The sequence below is a fragment of the Photobacterium lipolyticum genome (genome assembly GCF_003026475.1).
Lineage (GTDB): Bacteria > Pseudomonadota > Gammaproteobacteria > Enterobacterales > Vibrionaceae > Photobacterium > Photobacterium lipolyticum.
This window is the reverse complement of sequence record NZ_PYMC01000029.1, coordinates 1-20,658: the sequence shown is the minus strand read 5'-3', so window position 1 is coordinate 20,658 and position 20,658 is coordinate 1. Positions and strand designations below refer to the sequence as shown.

Here is a 20,658-nt window from a genome sequence, read left to right as displayed (position 1 = left end):
GGATATTCACGACAATTCAGGTGGCCTTACTTATAACTACATGTATATACAGTTATAAGTGAATTGTCAGATAAACTCTACGAACGGTCTCGTTAAATCAATTCTTGCTTTCAACAGGGATACAGCTCATTGAAAGCCCACTAAACTGGTGGTAAGTTACTAAAATTACGTAAAAAGTCATCTAAGAGTGCTTTGTTGAACCAAGTATCGGATCGGACATATACGGAATTCTTGGTAATACACTGTTAGTTTCCATAATAGGATCGATGAATGTTCGGAATATTTAAGAAAAAAGAAGTCGAATGGCCGTTCGATCAACCTAAAAATTGCGCGGTGTTTACTATTAGGCAAATCATCGAGGGTGAAAGTCCAATACAGGTTGTCTATCACGATAAAGAAGATGATGGCTGGCAATTTTTAAGTAACATTGAATACATAATGGAAGATGCAAAATTAATCAGCTTAGAAGAGATCACTAAAATTGATCCAACTGTATTTGAAATTGCTAAGATTGAGCCGGGCTATCATGCATGGCGTAGCGCGGTTGGTGAAAAGTGGACTGTCGAGAAAACCCCAGATGAGGTTGAAGAGTAAACTAACAATCGCGTTAATTGGGGCTAGTTTTGTGCTGGCGTTCCAAACCAGCCCATTACGCGGGCGTTATGCCTTATGAGGTAAAAATGTACAAAGAACCATGGATTTCTATTGATGAGTATCCGGATCAACACGCTCAGAATTTACTTACGGAGCTAATGTCTGAAATTTCATGGCAGCATCAATTATCAGGTAAAGTCGTAAAGCTCTTGGCGAAAAGAGAAGATAGAGATGATGTGTTGGTAGCCACGAAATCTGGTTTTGCTGTAGTCCATATGACGTGGTCTGGTAAAGAAGAGTGCCAGCCTTACCCTCTATTTAAAGAGTTTGATGATCTTGAGTCACTTGAAGCGCAGCTTATTGTAGATTCGAAATATTTCTGATAGCTCAGGCATAAAAACTGTTAAAGCAGACAAAAAACACATGGCATCTTGGGTTCTGCTTGTTTTTTTGGTGTAAGCAGGTCAAATTAGGTTAGGTGGTACAATTTTTTTGCTACTTAACAGAGCGTTATGTGTAAAAGGAGTTCGGCCATTGAACTATGAAGTTCCAGAGGAAGAGGAATTTTTCATAAGAGGCTTCGGCTACTCTCAAGAGTATGACCATGATGAAGGGCTGTTTTCATTTATCAAAAGTTATGGTCACGATGAATACTTAGTTTTCACGCACTCTCCAATGGGTCAGGGTAGCGTAACGGTGAAGCTAGTCGTTAAAGGTCAGGAAGTTTTCCGCGTTTATAAAGAGCGTATTTCACAAATATCATTTCAAACGTGGTCAGGACAAAAGGTAATTCGTATTTACTTTTCTGAGCCTTGCGATTCAAGAGACTTCCTTGTTTATTACGAGCCGAGACCAAGGTTAGTGTGCGTAGAGCTTTGAAAAAAGATAAACAAGTTGCTTAAGCGTTAACTGCTCGGAGAATGTATGAGCCTAGTTGAAAATTTAAAAGAACACTCGGAAGAACTTGGGAATGGCGTTGAAAAGAAGCGTGTATCTGATTTGGAAGCACGACTAACTATCTCAATCCCAAAAGATTTCACAGAATATCTATTCGAGCTTAACTATGCAGAAGTTTTTGGCGACCCGATTTATGGTATTCATCCGGATGATGAAGTGTTAGATCTTTATAGTCAAAACAAAAATATGGAACACTTTCGGTATGGTTTTCTCGAAGTCTTTGCAAATGACATAGATGGAGTAATCTACATACGTCCGGACACCGGAGCTGTCTATAATGCTAATTTTGGCAGACCAATTGCGAATTCATTTACCGAATTTGTAGAAATGCTACTTAGCGAAGGCAGTTAACATGTTTTTCCACGTGACCGCGTAAAGTTGTCACCATTTTTGAAAACAAAATACCGCCAGCCTCGGCATGTGATAAATGCTTTACCTTTACCCATACATTCTTTAATCCGAACCTTACCAGTTAGACCAAAAGCACTAACAAGCTTCTGTCCAGGTTCGTGCCAGATAACTTCTGCCAGATAACTTCTTTGGCACAATTCTGCCCCTTTCTGGGTTAACGTAATTACTCAGCAGCAGATCGAGCCAGCCGATTTTCCATACTTTCTCTCATGCCAAGTTAGTAATGGCCTCAACTTAAAATCGTCAGAAGCTATTCAATAAGAATGCTGTCTTGGTAGGTAATTCGGGTGGCGCTTGGCGCATAATTAAAGTGCATTGATTTTCTGCTTCTTTCTCGGAATTAACGAAACAAGTATTGGTTGTTTAGCACAGCACACCTAATCCTATCTATCTGATAATAAATGGGTTTGGTTATAATACTTGGTGCACTCGAGATTTCGTTAAATCAAAATGCTTACTGTTCCAAATCCATTGAATACTTACTTGTACGTTTTGGTTGCTTAACTTATTGAAAATACTTGTTTTTATTATTATAGTATTCGGAAGCAACCAGCGCGGTAGTTGAGTGAGAACGAGCATGGATCCTAATACATTGTTAACTTCTCACAGGCGTTAACCTCAACGGAGTGTAGATGAAGAAATTAAGTCAACTTGTAGCGATAGCCCTAATAGCTCTGAACTGTTCTATAGCATTCGCAGATACCAAACAGAACGTGATGGGGCTTGGCTTTCGAGAAAAGACAACTCCGCTAACACTTAGCTCTGGAGAAATCGTTGAACTCGAAGGAATGGCTAAGATATACGCAACGGGTACTGAGGCTTGGGTTTTAATACTGAACTACCGAACTGATACTCTAGATAGAGAAACTTTACGTAAGCGCGCTGAGCTTATCTGGCCACAGTTCAAACCGCTAGTCGAGAAAATGCAGCTAAAATATGCGGGCATTCATGCGAAAAAGTACCCGATAGAAAAACCAACTAAAGATACCAGATTTGAAGGCTATAACATGATGATTCAGTTGACTTCTGATGGTACATGGCGGCTTTTAGAGAGCAAAAACTAGGTTAAAAAAAATGCTTTGGGACAGCCTGACCCGGGCGCAAGCGTCCCAATCCTGTCTACCCATGACTTGGGCGTTATAGCTAAGGAGAGTTAAGTGCCATTTAACTTGTCAGAAGAACAACTAGTCCTAACTGAAAAAGAGCTAGGAACAAAATTGCCTCACGAATACCGCGAAGCAATGAAGCTAGATAATGGCGGGGAAGCTTCTACCGCAGAAGATGATTGGGAGTTCTACCCAATTAAGGATTCTTCTGATAGAAAAAGGCTGTCTCGCACTTGCAACAACATCATTAACGAAACTGAGTCTTGCAAAGGATTTGGTAATTTCCCTGAAGAAGCATTGGCAATTGCAGGCAATGGGCTGGGCGATCAAATGGTGTTTATTAAAGAATTGGGGCAGTTTAATAACACAGTATTCATTTGGCTTCATGAAACAGGCGAGCTTCAAGAGTTAGTGGGATCATTCAATGGCATCGAAAAACTATAACAAGGTCAGCCAGAGGGACTACAACACCGCCGCTTCGCTCTGGTTTGGCAGCTCTTGCTGGCGGTGTTATGTTTCAGGTAAGCGATGTTCATAGGTACTCAATTTCTGAAGTGGGTCATTCTTGTGGTACTAGGTTTGGTTGGGGGTATGGTCGCTTATAATTTTCCACATCAGAGTGATCCTATTCGTCCGTACTTGCTGGTACTTCTTTCGCTGATGTTTGTTAAAAACTGGCTGGAATATTTGCTGTTCTTGCCAATAACAGGTTTAAAGGGGTTATATATCCCTACCCAAGAGCGTACTAAACGACGTAGGTTTTTCATATTTACACTGATTGCTTATGTAGGATTAATGTTTTGGTTAATTACCTATGTATACCTAACGTAAAATCATAACAAGCGCAGTCACTGGGACACAATTTCCGGTGAGCTCCAATTTTGCCCGTGCTGCGGGCGTTAAGCATCAAGGAGAGATCGCCCCATGTGGGGAGAATTACACGAAGAAAAAGAAATAGTGATTCTGTTACCAGAGCTCATGGCTGCCGGGAAAGGAAATCGAATATTCAGAGAGTTGGGGGCAAAGCTCCACTATGATGTATATAATTTTCCCGCAACCAGCAATGAAGTATGGCAATCTGAATCTATCTTACACATCGTATTGCTGAAAAATGGCAGTGAAGTAGATGCACAAGATGATTTTGACGAGATTCGAGCAAACTATCTGCTTGCCACAAGGCCATGCTCTGATCAGTCGGTTGCTCTTTCACTCATTGCTAAAATTGTCACTGGCTTTGAAGGTGTTGCATCATATGGCGGCAAGCCTTTTTCAAATGATCTTGTTCAAGCAGATTGGGATTCTTGTAATGACTATCTACTCAAAGAGTGGGGGGAAGAACCCGGTAGTAAGTCACTTCGTAGGATGATTGAGGAAAACTATGCTTAACAAGTCAAAGCACGCGGACTTGGCAAAGCTGTCACCTTTTTGGCGTGTGCAAAAAAGCCGCCACGTCACCAAGTCGGAGTTTGAAGCGTTAGTTGTATAAGGAAGTTTCGTGACAATAGAGCAGCTTGATAAAATTGATATTATTAGCACTAATGAAAATAAGACTTCATTGGTTATTTCTGACCACTTGGAGTGGGATGCCAAAAATGAAAAGCTATTGTTATTGCAAGATAAGCTTAACACCTACTTAGCGTTTGTAGAGTCCGGCGAAATCTATGAGCAGTATCCCGATGCATTGGAAAAAAATATCGAGATTAAACTAGTTTCCAAGTACCCCCCTAATCAAGAAGCATTCAAGTTCCTAAATTTGGCATCGGGTATTATCCAAAGTGCGGGCTTTGTGCTGGTATATGAAGTCAGAGATTGCAACTAACAAATAAGGAAAGTGTCGCGCAGCCGACACTTTATCTGAGTGTTGAACAAGCATGAAACTTTTTCCATACACCAATTTATCCGAACGCAGTTCAATAAAGTAATTAACCTAACTTAGTTTTGTCCAAAACCTACATAGACGATAATATCGACAGTGCATAAACTGTCGCCATTTTTGCATTCAGTGAATGCCTCGCTGGAGTAACGTGATGCTCGCTTTTTTCCGATAGCGAGCACAGCATCATGATTGAAGCATCGCGTCTCGAGTCAGAAGTCTAAGGCGTCCTATTGCGTGATAGAAAAGGTGAATAAACGATCAAACTTTATTGTAAGTGATCAAACTATATTGTCAGCCGACATCCGTTTTTGGTTGTGGATTCAATGGAACAACGCAACACGCTATCTTCGGTCCCAAGATGGAGTGTTGCACCATGGCCCGATTGAGAAGCTGCTTTTATTGAGTCATTCATCGCTCTTCACTCCGGGGCTTAACCAACTGATTCAGGTCCAAGTTAGGGATGTCGGCAGCGTTTGCAAAGATGCGTTCAATCATTCGGAGCTGTTCTGAGTTCTGTCGATCCAGAACTGCGACTTCCGCTTTAAGATCCTCCACTTGTTTCGCCAACTCGATATCCGATTTGGTTATATTTTGAATAATCGCAGATGTCGCGCCGCGTAGCTCGTTCTTTTTCAGGTCGTACTCATTTTTTATGGCTGTGTAAGTACAGAGCGTTTGCCGGGTCGTGTTGATACCCAACTCCGCCCGAACAGCCTCGACCAACAGTGTCCAGGTGAGTTTCGATCGCCATTTACGGATCAGTTTTTCAATGTCACGCTGCTGTTTTGAGGTAAGAGACAATGCTGCCATAACTTACTCCTGGGTCAAACTGAACTTAGAAAGCAGATCTTCAAGCGCCCTGTTCGCGGGCGCTCGTTCCGGCTTTATCTTATCCGAAATGTGCTTTTTAAGTGCTGCTCTGGCGTCTGGCAGTGCGGCCCTGATTTCACCAACGCGGCGATTGACCGTATCTGTGACACGAAACACACCTGAATCGGCGACATATCGGATCGGAGATCCCTGCCTGATATCTTCACGCTTCATAAGGACTATCAACTGCTCCAGAATAGCCGTGTTGCTGTAATGAGTAACAAACCAGTTTTGCAGACGCGTATTGGTATCGAGGCGCTCACTGCCTTTGATCTGATTCAAACGTAATTGCTGTACCGACAGATCTTTACCTAGGATATCAATCGCTTTCTGGTCCCGATTAACATGACAGCTCGACGGGCATAATACGCATTGCGCTACAAAATCATTCAGGTACGAGCAGGGGTTGACTGACAGCTTTTGGGTGCAGAAACCTGTGGCGGTCACGCTGGCGGCTTTTCTGGTGGCCTGCTGGTACTCTTGCAAGGAGATGACGCGGATCTCCTTTTTAACATCATCGGTAATGGCAAATATATCGGAGATCCGGGCTACTTTGGCTGAATCCTTGGTGTGATCGTACACAGCATTTTGCTGTACTAAGGTTCTGCCACTCCACATCGCAATGACTTCGTCAGATAAGCCACTTTCCTGCGCTTTGGTGTTCAGCCAGTGGCGAAACTGATGAGGCCGGATTCTGATATCCGGGCTGAAACCAAAGTCTTTGAATATTGATATACCACCGCTAGTCCCAGATAGCTTGTTGTATAGCTGACGCCCCAAATTAGCACTTTCAATAGCAAAGAAGCTACCACCGAAAAAATGGCCTGTTCTTTTTGAATAGACACCAAGTTGTTTGCCTGTAAAGCAACAGAGTGCATTCGAAAGCTTCACCTTATTTGATGCAGAAATCCGGTACGGGAAGGTTGCAACGGATCGTTTGATGTACGAGATCCAGTTCCACTGTAGTTCAGCGACCGTGGGTTTCTCGCCCAGTAGCTCTCTGACCATGGCAACTTTTTTTTCTGAAATACCCATTAACGCAGCCAAATTTGTTCTGTTGAGCCTCAGTACATCCCTTTCACAGAGCTGGCTGACGTGTTTGTGGTGCTTCGAAAGCGCCCTAGAGGACTCGTCAGGCAACCATAACTGAGCAACTCCTTCACTGCCGTCGTAAAAGCCGAGGATATATCCGAGTTGAAAAAGGTTTACGCACCCATTTTCATCAAAATCTTTAACCTTCTCTGAAGTGAATTCACCAAGTAATTGTCGAAGTGGCAGGGTTGAATTTTCGTAAAAACGGCACAAAACCCTGGCGGGCTCACAGGCAACTCGCAGGTATTCCATAGCACGGGTGACCGGTACCTTCATGCTGGCTAAGATGTGATTGTCGTTATCTTTGTAGCCCTTGGAGCCTGACCAATCGAGCCAATACACAGTTTTGGTGACTTCTTCACCATTTTCAATACGGGTGGCGATTCTCGATTTAAGGCGTTGTTTGGCCAGAGCCAGTTGTTCGGATGCCACGCGGTTTGGAGAAGCCATTGCGATCGTTGCCATACTGGCGACAAAACTTGCGTGTTGAGATGCATGAATGTCGATAGCGGCCACCTGGTCAGCCTTGGGTAAAACATCATTAGCAATAGCAGCCAGCGCACGTAATGCACGCTCATCTGGCATTTTGCTTTGCTCTCTGTCCAGAGCTGAATCGAATGAGTAAACGTCACCTCTTTCTTTTCTGCCTTGTCTAGGGGCCTTAATTGTTGAAGAAATGCCCCCGTTCTTTTGAAGCCATTTGATAAATAGTCGAGAGCGCTCCAGCCATCTAACGCCCATATTTTGCTCATACATGTCATCGAGGTGGTTTTGTGTTATGCGTGTCAGAGCGTTGCCAAAGTAACACAGACTGTATCTGGCACTTATGAACCTGTTCTCGATATGGGATTTTGAGAGTTCCATTGTTAACAACTCAATCGCATAACACATGGCAATGTGCTGCAATAACTCAGGCAGATGCTGCTCTCTGCTGTATGGCTTGCGAGGGTGAAGTATCGGTCTTTTTACTTTGTTTGGGTCGAGAAAAAATAGTTTGTTGTGGGTACCGTCATTCTTGGTGACTATCCATACCCAATCATCCCATGATGCGTGTTCGCCGTCCTGGTTTGTGATGTTTTCCAACTTCACCTGCTGCTGCGCTTTGATATGTTCATCCAATGCAGCCTGATACCTATTGAGCATTCAGTGCGCTCCCTCTGGTTATGATTTCATCGCAGATTACTATCGTGGCCTGAATATATTGGATCTGGGTCTTCAGACGTTGCAGTGAGTTAGGCGGCTCTCCGATATCCACTCGGATTTGGAGCTTAGTCTGGGCCTGCTCAAGGAGAGCCCGATGGTCTCCGGTCACCAGTGCCTGAAAGTTATCGCAGCCGTAACAGCCTATTGGTCGGGTCTCGGCGCAGTTGTGGCAGGTTCGCTGCGATTTTACCTGTCCGGCCTCATGGCCAAATTCGTCCTCGATAACAAACTCAGGAGCGGTAAGCAACTGTGTCACGCTTTTCGAAAATGCCTGGACCAGAAAGGCGTTGCCTGCAAACTTGTCATCAATAGATGCGCGCTGCTCATTGCTCATGTCGAGATAGGCTTTTGCAGACTCAGGGTTATTTCCCAGGAGCTTGGCAATCTGAGTCAACGGCAAGCCTTCTCGGGCACCATTGGTTCCAACCGTATGTCGAATCCTGGTATTGTTTATTTTCACCATTCCCGATGCAACACGATCGCTGACAATCTCAAGTTTTTGGGTGGCATTTCTGATACTGCTACCCAATGATGTAGATGATGTGTGAAATGCCTGGCTGTTACGTCCCAAGGCTTTAAACAATTCTGCTTTGTTGGATAAAAGGGTTGTAAATAGAGGCGCGCTAAAGAACAGGGGGCTACGAGCCATCAACTCGCAGACTTCATTATCTGTCAGTTGGAGACCGATAGCTTCGAGGCGCACATTCAGACAGCGTTGGTACTCCTGTCGATAAGTCAGCACTTCTTTGGATACCGAACTGCATAGTAAAAGCGGTTCACGTTCAACTGCTTGCCTGAACGTGTTCTTTTGCTTGGCTTTCCACATTCGAACCTGCAATTCATGCTCATCACTGAAGGCGTATTCGTTGGAAATGTTGATGTCATTGAAGCTCGCACCAACAGGAATGATGTCGCACCATTTAAGCTGAACGAGGTTGGCTGGACGCCTGACCAAAACCTGAAGCAGTCGCACAGCGATTAAATGCCCAAACGATGTCAGATTGCCCGCCGTATGCAATCTGTTGGTAAGGACGTCAGCCGGACCAAAGCCACGCTCTATGAACTCTCTGATATGGTGATTCAGCGCGATGTCAAACGATTGGTTCTCGATGTCACTAAGCGCGCCTTTCTCAGGATCATAAATATTAAGCTTACCTTTCTTGATCTTGGAGTGTAGGGTCCAGTGAAAGACCTCGCTGTAACGTCTCGGATTAAGAATATTAAGTTGATAAACAAATGATTTAAGTCTCATTTTGTCAGCCGGTTTTCCGGCAACCCAAAAGCTTCTAACAGTGGGAAGAGAGTAGTCAACAAGTTGCAATTTTCTCAGTACTGAATTAGTGCCATAGACAGTAATAAATGCCAGTTTTTGTGCCATATCCGCCAAAGCAAAGCGGATATCGATGTGCAATGCTTCATCGTATCCCGATTCCAGAATCCATTTTGTGTCAATGCCTTGTCCGTTTATTCCAACGGCGTTAAGTTGCCAGTATTCATCAAATGCATTAAACGGGAATCCGTCTTTCGAAACGAACTTTGCATCCTTGCCAAAGCGCTGTTTAAGGGGGGCCAGTTGTGCTGTGCTACGCACTCCAATAGGAGCCTCACTCATGTCCTTCGTCTCCTGCGGTTACAATCCGTTCCTGGCGGGCTCTTTGGAGTTCACGCACCGCTTCTGCGTCTTTAAATTCGTTGTAGAGCTGGCCCATGGTTGAGTTTCGTGACCAGCCCATTGCGTACTTGCGCAACTTATCCAGTTCGTCGCTACTTAGCCCTTGGTCTTCTGCTGCCTCGGTAAATAGCTCGTTCCATTTGTGGCGCAGCAGGTGAGGATGGATTTTGAAGCTCAACGCGTTGGAGAGTGTTGCAAACAACGCATCAAAAGAACTGAGAGAAAAGGGTTGGCCTTCGGTTCCCTGGGTGTCCATTTCCGAGACGAACACCATTTCATGTGTTTTTGCTGCCGGAAAACCTGCCCGTATCGTCTCAATGTAGGTTTTCAGCTGACGCATTAATTCCGCAGGTACATAGGATTTATGCGCTTTGGTTTTCTGGCTGGGACGAAAACGGCGCGGATCTGATTTGTCGTCTGGGCTTACGGGTAACAGCGATTTCATCAAAGCTTCCCCAGAACTTACAGTGCTCTATTTTCAGTTTTGCGACCGCACCGCGTCTTAGTCCAGTGTGAATGAAAATAGATAAAATCAGATGGTTACGGCGTTTAGAATGCTTGAATGGATTATTTGGAGACTCGGGCTGGATGATTTTAAGCAACCTGAAGAATACTTCATCTGGAATGACTGACTCAGTGAAGGCCACACAAGCGTCGTCGAAATCTGTGATATTGCGCTGTGCGTCTCTTAGCGCTGTATCTAGCTGTCTGGAACGCTGTGCAACTTCTTCTAGCACTGCAAAGTCGGAATGCAATTGATCATAAAGGTATTCCAGAAATTCCCTTAATCGTCCGATGCGCTTCTGGGCTGTGGCAGCTTTTACACTAGAGGATGATACGTAGGTTGCATGAATTGCGTTTTCCAGTGTCTTATCGGAGAAGTGTTTGATACTAACGATATTGCTCAGTTCGCTTTCGTTTTTGAACCTCGCTGCACTGACAAATGCGTTGAGTTCCCCCCGATTCAAAAAGCGCCCAGTCGCCACTCGCTGAACCAAGTCGATGGGCTCAGGCAAATAGGAAAAGTAGGTTAGAACGAACTTCAGCTCATGAGAATATGTAACTCGTGTATTGAACGCCTTACCGCTCAAACGGACATTAATGTAGTTCACAGCATACGGGCAGACCGGACAGCAATCACTGTCTACAAGACTGACAAATGAACGCCCATTGAACCGATATTGTTTAACATTGATAATCATAGGATCTTTACAAAAAAGATTATGCGAATACCTTAGTAATAGTATTGATACACATTACAAATATTTGTGAAGCATGTTTATTGTATCTGACTAATACATAGTCAGATTTTGAGATATGAATGCTTTACACATTAAAGTATATGCTAAATCCGTGAAACTGCCGAAATGACAGCAGTCGACGATGATGGAAAAGAAAAGATCCTACATACTAACGAGCGTTGGTACATGCCTGTTGAAATCAACTGGTTGCTTAAAACTCTGGGATTCTCTCAGATTGATATTTTCGCCGCTCATCTCGGTGATTTTTCTCGCGAGCATGAGTTGACAATCAACGATTTTGAAATGTTAGTGATCGCATGCTAATGACTGTCTCAATGTGAGGTGGAAAAGCAGGTTAGGCATATACTTAGCCTGTTTTTTTTGATCAATATGTGGTTTCCTTCCGCTATGGCGTTCAATTCGCTTTGTAAGTTAGGTGTTCACTTGGTTGATTTGACGTGGCATGCATTATTACTGGCGTTATGGCTTTTATTATTCTGTATTAGGTGATGACTCTCTCGTTTTCTCGCACCTATACATTCAGCAGGAATGTACAGATCCCCTCTAATTGCAACTATTATTACATTATAGGTCTCATCAATGGAGGTGTGTATGCATCGTGCTGAAAATCGCGAAAGGGTATTAACGTTCATGGTCAACAAAGGGTTATGCAGCAGAGAATATGCTGTATTTTGGTATGAGCATGAACAAATTCCAGCCTTCGATATGGAAACACCAGAGCACATTGTTATAAGTGGGCAAGTCAACGCACTGTTAGATTACCTAGAGGCGGTAACGTTTGAGAAAAAATTGAAACCTGAAGGTGACCCTGACGAAGAAGATTACCAGGTGATTGTTCACGGCGAATCACTTGGAATGAATCAGCCAGATAAAAACTCTTAATTAATATGGTCTTTCATAAATCATCCAGCCATTATTAGGTTTCGAGTTTGCAATGTTCGCTTTAAGGTAAATCGCACCTTAATTTTAGCTGTTGAGTTCTAAGTCGCATAATCCAATTCGTTGAATTAAATCTATAATTTTTCTTTTATATGATTATCTAAAGGTCACAAATGTGGTTCTACTGTGGCGTGCGAAAATTAAATGAATCGATGTATTTTAGCCATACAGGCAATCAAGTTGAGACATTGCACTCGGCAGGTTTGGTATGGAATTCAATGTGCCTGGCAAGTTCAATGCTTGACACTTTATGTCAGGCACTTATACATGCGGCCCAAAAATTGAGCCGCATTGCTAATTTAGCTTATGTTTTTGATCTGTAGCGGATTTTTTGATCTCCTCGGTGTTGATACTTAGCGATTCGAGGAAATAAACAAACCATCTTAAAACTCGGCTTCAACTTGGAACCGCATTGGTTCGTGAGTGATGGGGTGTTCCAATGTTAACGATTCTGCATGCAGATGTAAGCGACTGGCTTTATGACCGTAAAGGTCGTCACCTGAAATGGGCATGTTCAGCCCTAGCGAATGCGCACAGTGGACACGAAGTTGATGTGTGCGTCCTGTTTTGGGATGCAAATACACTTTCGTCTGTGTGTTGCTTCGCTCGACGACTTGCCATGTTGTTTCGGCGGGCTTGCCATGTTCGTAGCAAACTAACTGGCGTGGTCTGTCGTCTAAATCCCCGCGCATTGGCAAGTTTATAATGCCTTCGTCTTGCTCTAATACGCCGTCGATTAAGGCAACGTAGCGTTTTTGTACGGTACGACTAATAAATTGCTTCTGTAAACTTTTATTTGCTCGCTTGGTCAACGCTATTACCATTAAGCCCGAGGTAGACATGTCGAGCCTATGTACGATTAAAGGGCCAGTCGCTTCGGGAAAGCGTTGTTTCATCCGCAGATAGACCGAATCTTCAATCGTTTTTCCCGGTACGGATAGAAACTCTGCGGGTTTATTCACCACAACCATGTCATCATCTTGATAAACAATGTCGATAGTTTTTCCTTCAGCAGGGTTGGCCAATAACGGGTTCTCATCCATCGCGATGCCTTTCAGCATATGACCTAAAATTGGCTGGCATTTACTTTTACATGCCGGATAGAAATTTTTGTGTTGTCTGATCTCTGATTTAGGGGCTGCTCCCCACCAGAATTCAGCCATAGCTAACGGCTTCATTCCCCATTTAAAAGCGTAGTGGAGTAATTTTGGTGCAGCGCACTCTCCAGATCCCGCGGGCGGGGTATGGTCAGGGATGTCGTTGAAAATATCATTTAAGTTTTTCTCGACACCATCGGTGTTTAGGAATCGATACTGTTCAAATAATTTCTGCTGCAAAGAGGCCGAGAGCGCTTTGCGTTGACTTCTTAGTAAATCGAGCTCATTAGTCAGCTGAAGAAGGTTTTGCTGAGCTGTCTTAATTTGTTCATCCCAGTATAGTTTTAAGTCTCTTAGCTGGTATTTTTCTTTAATGCTTTCCGTACTTAGCTGCGCTTTAAGCTGTAAAAAATCAGCCGGGCTGAGTTCGTTCGCCCCCGATTCTCTTTGTGCCTTTCTAACTTTTCGCCCTTCAATCATCGTCTCTCGGTGTGATTCAATCTGCACTCGAGCCGCTTCTTTTTCTTCGGCCAATACCATTTTGAATTCGGCGATTTTTGGATTTGTTTGTAAGCTTTGCAGTTGGTTGTTTATTGCATTGATTTCTGATTGTTCCGCAAGAAAGAAGCTGTCTTCAGTCAACATATCAAAGACTGGCGGAACGAATTTAGGGATCAGGTTTTTATCAGCAATTTTTCCTGAGAAAGCCGATAAATAGCCAATTTCACCGCACTTTTTTTGTACCAGCAATACACCGAACATCTTACCGATCGCTGTATCTGTATTACCCGTAAGACCAAAATTATGCTGCCATTGCGTCTGTGTCTCAATATGGTGTTGTAGCTCTTTTGCCGCCAACAGACACAGCGGGTGGGGTTCATAATAGAAAGGGAAAGTAAACTGCTCTGGTAAGCTATACGCATCAATTGATTCTTTAAATGGGGTAAAACAATTTTCTTGGGAGTGCATATTCTGATCTATTGTGATGAACGTTAGCCACGAAAAATAAAGCTTCATGGGTGCTTAAGGTGGGGGATTTTAACCTTTCAAAATGGAGATATCACTAAGCAATGGGGAATTAATCTTATATCGATTAATAATAGTGAGTGAGTAGCAAAGACACATGCCTGCCATGGCATAAAAAGTGAAAGAAGACGAAACGTTAGAGACCAAGTAGGTGAAGGCAATAACCGCACATATCATACCGGCGAAAGGGAAGAGTAAGGCTAACTGTTTTTGAAGTGTCTTTTCGCTAAGTTCGATATAGGCATAATTTGAAGATTTAAGCTGACTGCTGTTGATAAATGTAGTCATAGTGTGGGCTGACATCCTTGTTACATCATAAGAAATGCCAATGAGCAACTAAGTGCACTGACGGCTGTAGAGTAACCAGTGATGCCGCCCATGTCTAATAAGTTTAAGAAACAAATGTAATTAATTGATTTAAATTATAAATGCTCTAATTAAATCTACTACGACTGTTGGTTGCTCATTGGTAACACCATGGCCCGTTTGCGGGATGACCACAACAGGCACTTCTAAGTATTGGCTTAGTTTGATACCGTTTTTTAGCGGGAAAATTTGGTCACTGTCCCCCCAGATAATCATGCTTGGTGGCAATTGGCTCGGCGAGTGTTGAGCAATACGTTCGCGCTCATTGGACAGCGTCTTGATGAGTGCCTCTTTCTCCGTTTGCCAAGGCGCAAAATAATTCTGGTAGATCTGATCGGCGATAAAATCGGGCATGTGTTTCTTTTCATAGAACACATGGTCGAATAATCGTCTTACTTGATCACTATTTTTGGGTACAAAAAGATCTTCGGGTTCATCGACGTCTGCTCGTTGGCAAAGAACGGTAAGATCTCGATCAGAGAATAGTGGGCCAGGGCTGGCAATGATGATCGACTTACTAATACGTTCAGGTGTGGTCATCATGTTATAGGTGACAAAGCCTCCGTATGAGATCCCCGCGACGTTCACTTTGTCGATATTTAAATGGTCCACTAGCTGCCAGATGGCTTCTGTCTGGGTGGTCAGGTTAGGTTGTCCGTTACTGTATGAATCGCCAAACCATGCCAGATCAGGAGCAATCACCATGTAGTTCTGATTTAGGGCAAGCATCTCTTTTTTCCAGGTTGAGATGGCCGTGCCACCAAAACCGTGTAGTAACAGCAGCGGTTCGCCTTTTCCACCAACCCAATACTTTAATGTACCTCCTTCTTTTAGTGGTAAAAATCGTTCAGAGTAACCAACATCAACTAGCTCATCTTTATCTTGCTGTGCTTTCCAGTTGACGAGTTCACAGCCAGATAAGGCAAAAATCATCACAAGAAGCATGATAATGTGACGGTATATCTTTGGTGTTGGCATAGGAGATTCCGGTTCAGAGAGAGAATGTTATTCTACGAGGTTTTTTATTATAGGGTAAAAATTGTGGTTCAAGTAAGAAGGCCGTTGATTAACGGCCTTTGGGCATAGTGCTTATCATTGGCATCTAATCGATACGATAAGGTTTATGGATAAAGAACAGAGCCAGACTTAATACCGCTCCCAATGTATCTGCCAGCATGTCTTTTTGCGCATCCCAGATATCACCCTGCGAGCCCAAGAACTCAATGCCGGCTTCGCCACCGGCAATTACGGCATACCACCATTCGATAATTTCATAAGCTGCTGCAACAGCCATAATAGCAAACAGCCCAAATAGGGCAGCGATAACAGGTTTACAGTGACCTTTACGTACCAGCCATTCCGCAATAGGGAAGGCATAGAAACCGATAGAAAAGTGAGCCAGTCGGTCAAAATGGTTTCGGTCAGAGTTGGTTAAATCGCTAAACCATTCAAAGGGCACATTGGCGAAAGTGTAATGTGCCCCGATGGTGTGCCCGACCAGCCAGCAAAACATTAAAGCATAAGCAAGGTTACTAAAGCGGAATGAGCGGAAACTGACTACTAAGAAAGCAAAGATGATGACAACCGGGATGACTTCGGCCACCCAGACTTCACGGAACACGGGATCAATACCTAAAGCAATGAAGATCACACTAAATGTAATGGCGAATAAATGGGGCTGGTGGTGTTTAAGCATTATCGCACCTTTAACTGTACGGGTGATATTTTAATAAGTTACGGATTGATTAAAACACACAATTGGACGGTGTGCAATTGTCATGATTACTTGTTTAATAATGATGATATTAGATGTTCATCGAAAGATTTGTGTTATAATCCGCCGCTAACATTTTTCATCCTGGTGTGAGTTTGGTCACGCGGGATTTGTAAACTCTGAATCAGAGCGTTTTTACCGGAGCATCATTTTGCATTTTAAAGATCTTGGATTAGACCCACGCCTTCTTAAGAAATTGACACACCTGGGGTTTGATCGAGCAACTGAAATTCAACGAACCGCCGTCCCTGTGGCTATTATGGGTAAAGATGTGCTTGCCTCGTCGAAAACGGGCTCTGGTAAAACTCTGGCATTTTTGCTGCCAGCGATGCAGCGCATGTACCGTAGTAAGCCGTTTACACGCCGCGACCCACGAGTTCTTATTTTAACGCCAACACGTGAGTTGGCAAAACAGGTTTTTGCTCAGCTACGCACCTTGAATGCGGGTACACCGTATGACGGAGCTTTGATTGTTGGTGGTGAAAACTTCAATGATCAGGTTAAAGAATTCCGTAAAGATCCAATGTTCGTGGTTGCAACACCCGGGCGTCTGGCAGATCACCTTGAGCATCGCAGTACTCACCTTGACGGCCTGGAAATGCTTATTCTTGATGAAGCGGACCGTATGCTTGATCTGGGTTTTGAAGCCCAGTTACGTCGTATTCACGAAGCGGCTAACCACCGTCGCCGTCAGACGCTAATGTTCTCTGCAACATTAGATCATGAAGAAGTTATTGATATCTCATCTGATATGCTGGATACACCAAAGCGTATTTCGATTGGTTACTCTAACGAAGAACACACTGATATTACTCAGCGCTTTGTTCTTTGTGATCACTTGGATCACAAACAAGCGCTACTGGATAAAGTGCTGGAAACCGAAGATTACAAGCAGGTGATCATCTTTACTGCAACCCGTGCAGATACTGATCGCCTGACCAAAGAGCTGAACGAACGTAAGCTGAAAGCTGTTGCTCTGAGTGGTAACTTAAACCAATCGCAGCGCAACAGTATCATGAGCCAGTTCGAGCGTGTTTGTCACAAGATCCTGGTAACAACAGATATTGCTTCTCGTGGTCTGGATCTTGACAATGTATCGCATGTTATTAACTTCGATATGCCAAAGCATGCTGAAGAATATGTACACCGAATTGGTCGCACAGGTCGCGCCGGTAATAAAGGTGATGCAATTTCTTTTGTCGGTCCTAAAGACTGGAAGAGCTTCAAAAGTGTAGAGGCTTATCTGCAGCAAGAAATTACGTTTTCTACCATTGAAGGTTTGGAAGGTAAGTTCAAAGGTCTGAAACCTGCGCCGAAGAAGAAATTTGTTAAGAAGAAAGCGACAGATAAGAAACCTTCTGCTCCGAAGAAAGCATCCGCATCAAGTGCGAAGAAAAAAACGGATAAGCGTTTTTATGAAAACGTGGCAGTGGGTGATAATGTCTTCATGCCGAAAAAGAAGCGTAACGTCGACGTTAATAGCGGCGATTAATTGATGGACTCTTCATTGTAAAGCGAAGGGCTGCAATTATCGCTTCACGATCAGGAATGAAAGGGTGCTTATTAAGCACCCTTTTTAGTATTTGAAGTACCTAAACATTGCCAGAAAACCGCCGAAAATGCATTACCGATACCTATTATGGTGACATTGTCACTTTTGCGGATTTGTTCTAATTACGAACATTCCCGCCGTAATAACCTCATCATTACGACGGCCGTGGCCACTATTCATCCGATTCCATTTTCCAGTTATTCTGATCGGCAAGTTCGAGCAACTGTGCCATTTCTTCGTCTAACTTATTGACTAACCATGAGATAAAGTTAGTGACCTTGTCACCTTTGCTATTGCAATAATAGTAGTAATTCCATGGACTACCAATGACTTTGACGGATTCGGGCAACTTCAGGTAGCCTTGTTTGAGTTCATTAACCACCAGCATTAAATCGGTGATCGTAGCCCCTTGTCCGGCGAGGCAAGATGTCAAAGCCATGTCCAGGGTGTCAAAGGTCAGGCCGGTATCATTATTCAGCTGGTGTTTGTTATTTCTTTTCAGCCACTCGCGCCAGTCAGAACGATCCGGCGTGGGATGAAGACGAGGATATGTCAGCAGTTCATCGACAGTCAGCGAAGCATCACCTTTGGTAAGCAATGTGGAATAAACCGGTGCCAGGTATTCTTTGCGCAAAAAGTTGTTTTGATATTTTGCCTTAGGCTGCGTCAGCTGACCGAAAATGGCAATATCGTAATCATCGACATCTAAATTAAGTTCATCATCGCTATGGCTGATGGTGGAAGAGATCACAATATCCAGATCAGGGTTCTGTTCTTTGAAGGAATGCAACCGGGGGATCAGCCAGCGCACGGCAAAACTCATCACGACTTTCAAACGCAATGTATGGCTATCTTGATTTTTTAGCTGGCGAATAGTGCCGTTTAACTCACTGAATTGCCGGGTCAGCAAGAGGGCTATTTCTTTGCCCTCATCGGTTAAGATCAATGCCCGGTGTTGGCGAATAAACAGCGCAAAACCAAGGCTCTCTTCCAGTTGACGGATCTGGCGGCTAACTGCACTTTGGGTCACATTCAGTTCTTGTGCTGCAAGCGTAAAACTGAGATGTCTTGCTGCTGCTTCAAAGACGCGAAGTCCATTCAATGATGACGGTAACAAAGCGTGTCGTGTAGCCATAATTCCTGACTTCTCTTGTATGAGTTTTTGGAATGCCAAAGTGCCATAAAAGTCGTTTGAAAAGCAATCCTTATGCATTAACATTAAACACATAACAATAATATTAATCTGCATAATTGGATCACTATGAAAAAACTGCTCAGCCTGGCTGTTCCGCTCATTATTTCCCAACTGGTTGCGCAACTACTGGTCTTTACTGATGTCTGGATGATGGCGCAATTAAGTATTTTGGCAATCGGCGGAGGCGGTCTTGGTGCATCGGTTTACTCTTTTGTCTTTATTATTGCGGGCAGTACCGTTGGTTGTGTCGCAAATCTTATTGCCATTGCATATGGCAAGCGGATGCATCAAAAAGAGCTAGGCGATAGCGAGATCAGAACGGCTTTAAAAGGCGGGATCTTACTGGCCCTTATGCTGACGATCGTCTTACAACCGGTATTTTTTATGCTAGAAGGCTGGTTACTGAAGGCGGAGCAGGATCCGCAAGCTGTGGCGTTGGCGATGGATTACTTAAATGCATTGAAATGGTCAATGCTGCCGACATTGATCTTGCTGGTATTGCGAAGTCTGGTAAGTGCATTTGGCGATGCACGTTCCATTATGATCATGTCACTGGCTACTGTGATACTGAACGTGCCGATTAGCTATCTATTTGCCTTCACCATGAACATGGGGATCGCAGGCCTAGGCTATGGGACGTCACTGGCATCGCTGATCATGATGCTGGCTTATGGCTACTGGGTCTTCCGTCACCCGCGCTACCGTCAATATACGCCATTTTCAGGCTTGCATGAGTATAAACTGGGCGCGATAAAGCCGTTGTTAGCAATTGGGGTGCCAATCATGATTGCCACCTTGCTGGAGCATGCGCTGTTTTCTGGCGGCGCCTTACTGGCGGGAACATTAGGTGCGGTATCGCTGGCAATTCATCAGATTGCTATGCAGTGCCTGAACCTTTCCTGGAACATCGCCTTTGGCTTTTCGCAGGCAGCATCGATTCTGGTGAGTCAGCATGTGGGTAGCAAAGAGCCTGACATGGTCCGTCAATATGCCAAACAAGGGCTTTTTGTTGTCACGGCAACCAGTGCGGTCATTGGTTTGTTGCTCAGTATCTGGCCAGAGTTTCTGACTGAGGTGTTTAGTATTGAAGGCGATGTTCTGGCACAAGAATTGGTGAGCGCATTGCCAGGCGTCATGATCATGGTTGCTATGTGCTTTGTGGTGGATGCATGGCAGCTGACGGCAATTAGCGTATTGCGTGGTATGAAAGTCGTGATAGGGCCAACGATTTCGACTGTGGTTGGTTACTGGTTGATTGGTTTGCCTGCTGCATGGTTACTGATGAAGCTGATGGGGTTGGAAGGCGTATGGGCCGGCATGGGGATTGGACTGGCGGCAACGGGGGTGATGTTAGTTCTCTTATTGTTCAAGCATATCGCTAAGTTCGAACGCGATGTCAGTCAGGCCTCTATCGCTAATGGGAGTATGAATATTGGTACAGAAGGTAAAGCACGCGATATTGAAGCCCAAGCCTTAGTGGTATAAGTTTTCAGCTAGTTCATCCAATTTAAAAAAAGATAAAGCCAGAAATTGATTCTGGCTTTTTTGTTTGCCCAGCAAAGCTGGCAAACCCGTTCACTTGAAAGATAGTGGAGTCACCCCGGCTAAGGGGAAGACAATCCGAATGGCAAGGGCGTCACTGGCTAACGGTGGGGTCTGAAGGAAG

21 protein-coding genes are annotated in these 20,658 nt (G+C 44.0%); 12 read left to right on the top strand and 9 right to left on the bottom strand.

Going from position 1 to position 20,658, the window contains the following annotated elements; translation table 11 throughout:
* Positions 1 to 270 precede the first annotated feature (270 nt).
* The 8 genes from C9I89_RS21765 (at position 271) to C9I89_RS21725 (ending at position 4,887) form a co-directional block, all read left to right on the top strand.
* Positions 271 to 594 (top strand): hypothetical protein, encoded by a 324-nt coding sequence (locus C9I89_RS21765; protein WP_107285427.1) that lies wholly within the window; start codon positions 271 to 273, stop codon positions 592 to 594.
* Between the two features lie 86 nt (positions 595 to 680).
* On the top strand, positions 681 to 977 hold the full coding sequence (locus C9I89_RS21760; RefSeq protein ID WP_107285426.1) for a hypothetical protein: 297 nt from the start codon (positions 681 to 683) through the stop codon (positions 975 to 977).
* Positions 978 to 1,128: 151 nt separating this feature from the next.
* The gene (locus tag C9I89_RS21755) at positions 1,129 to 1,473 is read left to right on the top strand and encodes a hypothetical protein (RefSeq protein ID WP_107285425.1); all 345 of its coding nucleotides are present in this window, start codon (positions 1,129 to 1,131) and stop codon (positions 1,471 to 1,473) included.
* Between the two features lie 45 nt (positions 1,474 to 1,518).
* Positions 1,519 to 1,902, top strand: a complete 384-nt coding sequence (locus C9I89_RS21750) for an SMI1/KNR4 family protein (RefSeq protein ID WP_107285424.1) — start codon at positions 1,519 to 1,521, stop codon at positions 1,900 to 1,902.
* 692 nt (positions 1,903 to 2,594) lie between these two features.
* A complete protein-coding gene (locus C9I89_RS21745) occupies positions 2,595 to 3,026 on the top strand; it encodes a hypothetical protein (RefSeq protein WP_107285423.1) in 432 nt (143 codons plus the stop codon).
* A 93-nt stretch (positions 3,027 to 3,119) separates the two neighbouring features.
* Positions 3,120 to 3,512 carry an SMI1/KNR4 family protein gene (locus tag C9I89_RS21740; RefSeq protein ID WP_107285422.1) on the top strand — a complete coding sequence of 131 codons (393 nt, stop codon included), beginning with the start codon at positions 3,120 to 3,122 and terminating at the stop codon, positions 3,510 to 3,512.
* Positions 3,513 to 3,992: 480 nt separating this feature from the next.
* The gene (locus C9I89_RS21730) at positions 3,993 to 4,454 is read left to right on the top strand and encodes a hypothetical protein (RefSeq protein ID WP_107285420.1); all 462 of its coding nucleotides are present in this window, start codon (positions 3,993 to 3,995) and stop codon (positions 4,452 to 4,454) included.
* Between the two features lie 109 nt (positions 4,455 to 4,563).
* Positions 4,564 to 4,887, top strand: coding sequence for a DUF6572 domain-containing protein (locus tag C9I89_RS21725; RefSeq protein ID WP_107285419.1), 324 nt, complete (start codon positions 4,564 to 4,566; stop codon positions 4,885 to 4,887).
* 465 nt (positions 4,888 to 5,352) lie between these two features.
* On the opposite strand, the gene C9I89_RS21720 is transcribed toward C9I89_RS21725, so the two are convergent.
* The 5 genes from C9I89_RS21720 to C9I89_RS21700 are packed head-to-tail and all read right to left on the bottom strand — an operon-like array spanning position 5,353 to position 10,983.
* Positions 5,353 to 5,754, bottom strand: a complete 402-nt coding sequence (locus C9I89_RS21720; RefSeq protein ID WP_107285418.1) for a hypothetical protein — start codon at positions 5,752 to 5,754, stop codon at positions 5,353 to 5,355.
* 3 nt (positions 5,755 to 5,757) lie between these two features.
* Entirely contained in the window at positions 5,758 to 8,049 is a 2,292-nt protein-coding gene (locus C9I89_RS21715) for a hypothetical protein (RefSeq protein ID WP_107285417.1), read from the bottom strand.
* Positions 8,039 to 9,721 carry a hypothetical protein gene (locus C9I89_RS21710; protein ID WP_107285416.1) on the bottom strand — a complete coding sequence of 561 codons (1,683 nt, stop codon included), beginning with the start codon at positions 9,719 to 9,721 and terminating at the stop codon, positions 8,039 to 8,041. Before C9I89_RS21710 ends, C9I89_RS21715 begins: the two co-directional genes overlap by 11 nt.
* Positions 9,714 to 10,121, bottom strand: coding sequence for a site-specific integrase (locus C9I89_RS21705; protein WP_107285415.1), 408 nt, complete (start codon positions 10,119 to 10,121; stop codon positions 9,714 to 9,716). Before C9I89_RS21705 ends, C9I89_RS21710 begins: the two co-directional genes overlap by 8 nt.
* A gap of 22 nt (positions 10,122 to 10,143) precedes the next feature.
* Positions 10,144 to 10,983, bottom strand: coding sequence for a site-specific integrase (locus C9I89_RS21700; RefSeq protein WP_107285414.1), 840 nt, complete (start codon positions 10,981 to 10,983; stop codon positions 10,144 to 10,146).
* Positions 10,984 to 11,148: 165 nt separating this feature from the next.
* On the opposite strand from C9I89_RS21700, the gene C9I89_RS21695 reads away from it, so the two are divergent.
* Positions 11,149 to 11,346 carry a hypothetical protein gene (locus C9I89_RS21695; protein WP_107285413.1) on the top strand — a complete coding sequence of 66 codons (198 nt, stop codon included), beginning with the start codon at positions 11,149 to 11,151 and terminating at the stop codon, positions 11,344 to 11,346.
* A 288-nt stretch (positions 11,347 to 11,634) separates the two neighbouring features.
* Complete coding sequence (locus tag C9I89_RS21690; protein WP_107285412.1) at positions 11,635 to 11,925, top strand: hypothetical protein; 291 nt, start codon at positions 11,635 to 11,637, stop codon at positions 11,923 to 11,925.
* Positions 11,926 to 12,365: 440 nt separating this feature from the next.
* On the opposite strand, the gene C9I89_RS21685 is transcribed toward C9I89_RS21690, so the two are convergent.
* The 3 genes from C9I89_RS21685 to C9I89_RS21670 form a co-directional block, all read right to left on the bottom strand.
* A complete protein-coding gene (locus tag C9I89_RS21685) occupies positions 12,366 to 14,048 on the bottom strand; it encodes an RluA family pseudouridine synthase (protein ID WP_107285411.1) in 1,683 nt (560 codons plus the stop codon).
* Positions 14,049 to 14,522: 474 nt separating this feature from the next.
* Positions 14,523 to 15,449: an alpha/beta fold hydrolase gene (locus C9I89_RS21675; RefSeq protein ID WP_107285410.1), complete on the bottom strand. Its 927-nt coding sequence runs from the start codon at positions 15,447 to 15,449 to the stop codon at positions 14,523 to 14,525.
* A 124-nt stretch (positions 15,450 to 15,573) separates the two neighbouring features.
* Complete coding sequence (locus C9I89_RS21670) at positions 15,574 to 16,167, bottom strand: DUF2238 domain-containing protein (protein WP_107285409.1); 594 nt, start codon at positions 16,165 to 16,167, stop codon at positions 15,574 to 15,576.
* 229 nt (positions 16,168 to 16,396) lie between these two features.
* Here C9I89_RS21670 and C9I89_RS21665 point away from each other — a divergent pair, with 229 nt between their 5' ends.
* Positions 16,397 to 17,737 carry a DEAD/DEAH box helicase gene (locus C9I89_RS21665; RefSeq protein WP_107285408.1) on the top strand — a complete coding sequence of 447 codons (1,341 nt, stop codon included), beginning with the start codon at positions 16,397 to 16,399 and terminating at the stop codon, positions 17,735 to 17,737.
* Between the two features lie 232 nt (positions 17,738 to 17,969).
* Here the strand turns inward: C9I89_RS21665 and C9I89_RS21660 are convergent, their stop codons facing one another.
* Positions 17,970 to 18,932 (bottom strand): LysR family transcriptional regulator, encoded by a 963-nt coding sequence (locus C9I89_RS21660; RefSeq protein ID WP_107285436.1) that lies wholly within the window; start codon positions 18,930 to 18,932, stop codon positions 17,970 to 17,972.
* A gap of 126 nt (positions 18,933 to 19,058) precedes the next feature.
* Here C9I89_RS21660 and C9I89_RS21655 point away from each other — a divergent pair, with 126 nt between their 5' ends.
* Positions 19,059 to 20,477 (top strand): MATE family efflux transporter, encoded by a 1,419-nt coding sequence (locus C9I89_RS21655; protein ID WP_107285407.1) that lies wholly within the window; start codon positions 19,059 to 19,061, stop codon positions 20,475 to 20,477.
* Positions 20,478 to 20,658: the final 181 nt, after the last annotated feature.

Bases quoted from the DNA above. Each gene is read 5' to 3' on its own strand.
- C9I89_RS21750 (WP_107285424.1), top strand. From the start codon at position 1,519: ATGAGCCTAGTTGAAAATTTAAAAGAACACTCGGAAGAACTTGGGAAT.
- C9I89_RS21765 (WP_107285427.1), top strand. From the start codon at position 271: ATGTTCGGAATATTTAAGAAAAAAGAAGTCGAATGGCCGTTCGATCAA.
- C9I89_RS21710 (WP_107285416.1), bottom strand. From the start codon at position 9,721: ATGAGTGAGGCTCCTATTGGAGTGCGTAGCACAGCACAACTGGCCCCC.
- C9I89_RS21745 (WP_107285423.1), top strand. From the start codon at position 2,595: ATGAAGAAATTAAGTCAACTTGTAGCGATAGCCCTAATAGCTCTGAAC.
- C9I89_RS21705 (WP_107285415.1), bottom strand. From the start codon at position 10,121: ATGCGTCAGCTGAAAACCTACATTGAGACGATACGGGCAGGTTTTCCG.
- C9I89_RS21655 (WP_107285407.1), top strand. From the start codon at position 19,059: ATGAAAAAACTGCTCAGCCTGGCTGTTCCGCTCATTATTTCCCAACTG.
- C9I89_RS21700 (WP_107285414.1), bottom strand. From the start codon at position 10,983: ATGATTATCAATGTTAAACAATATCGGTTCAATGGGCGTTCATTTGTC.
- C9I89_RS21715 (WP_107285417.1), bottom strand. From the start codon at position 8,049: ATGCTCAATAGGTATCAGGCTGCATTGGATGAACATATCAAAGCGCAG.
- C9I89_RS21690 (WP_107285412.1), top strand. From the start codon at position 11,635: ATGCATCGTGCTGAAAATCGCGAAAGGGTATTAACGTTCATGGTCAAC.
- C9I89_RS21760 (WP_107285426.1), top strand. From the start codon at position 681: ATGTACAAAGAACCATGGATTTCTATTGATGAGTATCCGGATCAACAC.
- C9I89_RS21720 (WP_107285418.1), bottom strand. From the start codon at position 5,754: ATGGCAGCATTGTCTCTTACCTCAAAACAGCAGCGTGACATTGAAAAA.
- C9I89_RS21685 (WP_107285411.1), bottom strand. From the start codon at position 14,048: ATGCACTCCCAAGAAAATTGTTTTACCCCATTTAAAGAATCAATTGAT.
- C9I89_RS21730 (WP_107285420.1), top strand. From the start codon at position 3,993: ATGTGGGGAGAATTACACGAAGAAAAAGAAATAGTGATTCTGTTACCA.
- C9I89_RS21660 (WP_107285436.1), bottom strand. From the start codon at position 18,932: ATGGCTACACGACACGCTTTGTTACCGTCATCATTGAATGGACTTCGC.
- C9I89_RS21695 (WP_107285413.1), top strand. From the start codon at position 11,149: ATGACAGCAGTCGACGATGATGGAAAAGAAAAGATCCTACATACTAAC.
- C9I89_RS21670 (WP_107285409.1), bottom strand. From the start codon at position 16,167: ATGCTTAAACACCACCAGCCCCATTTATTCGCCATTACATTTAGTGTG.
- C9I89_RS21675 (WP_107285410.1), bottom strand. From the start codon at position 15,449: ATGCCAACACCAAAGATATACCGTCACATTATCATGCTTCTTGTGATG.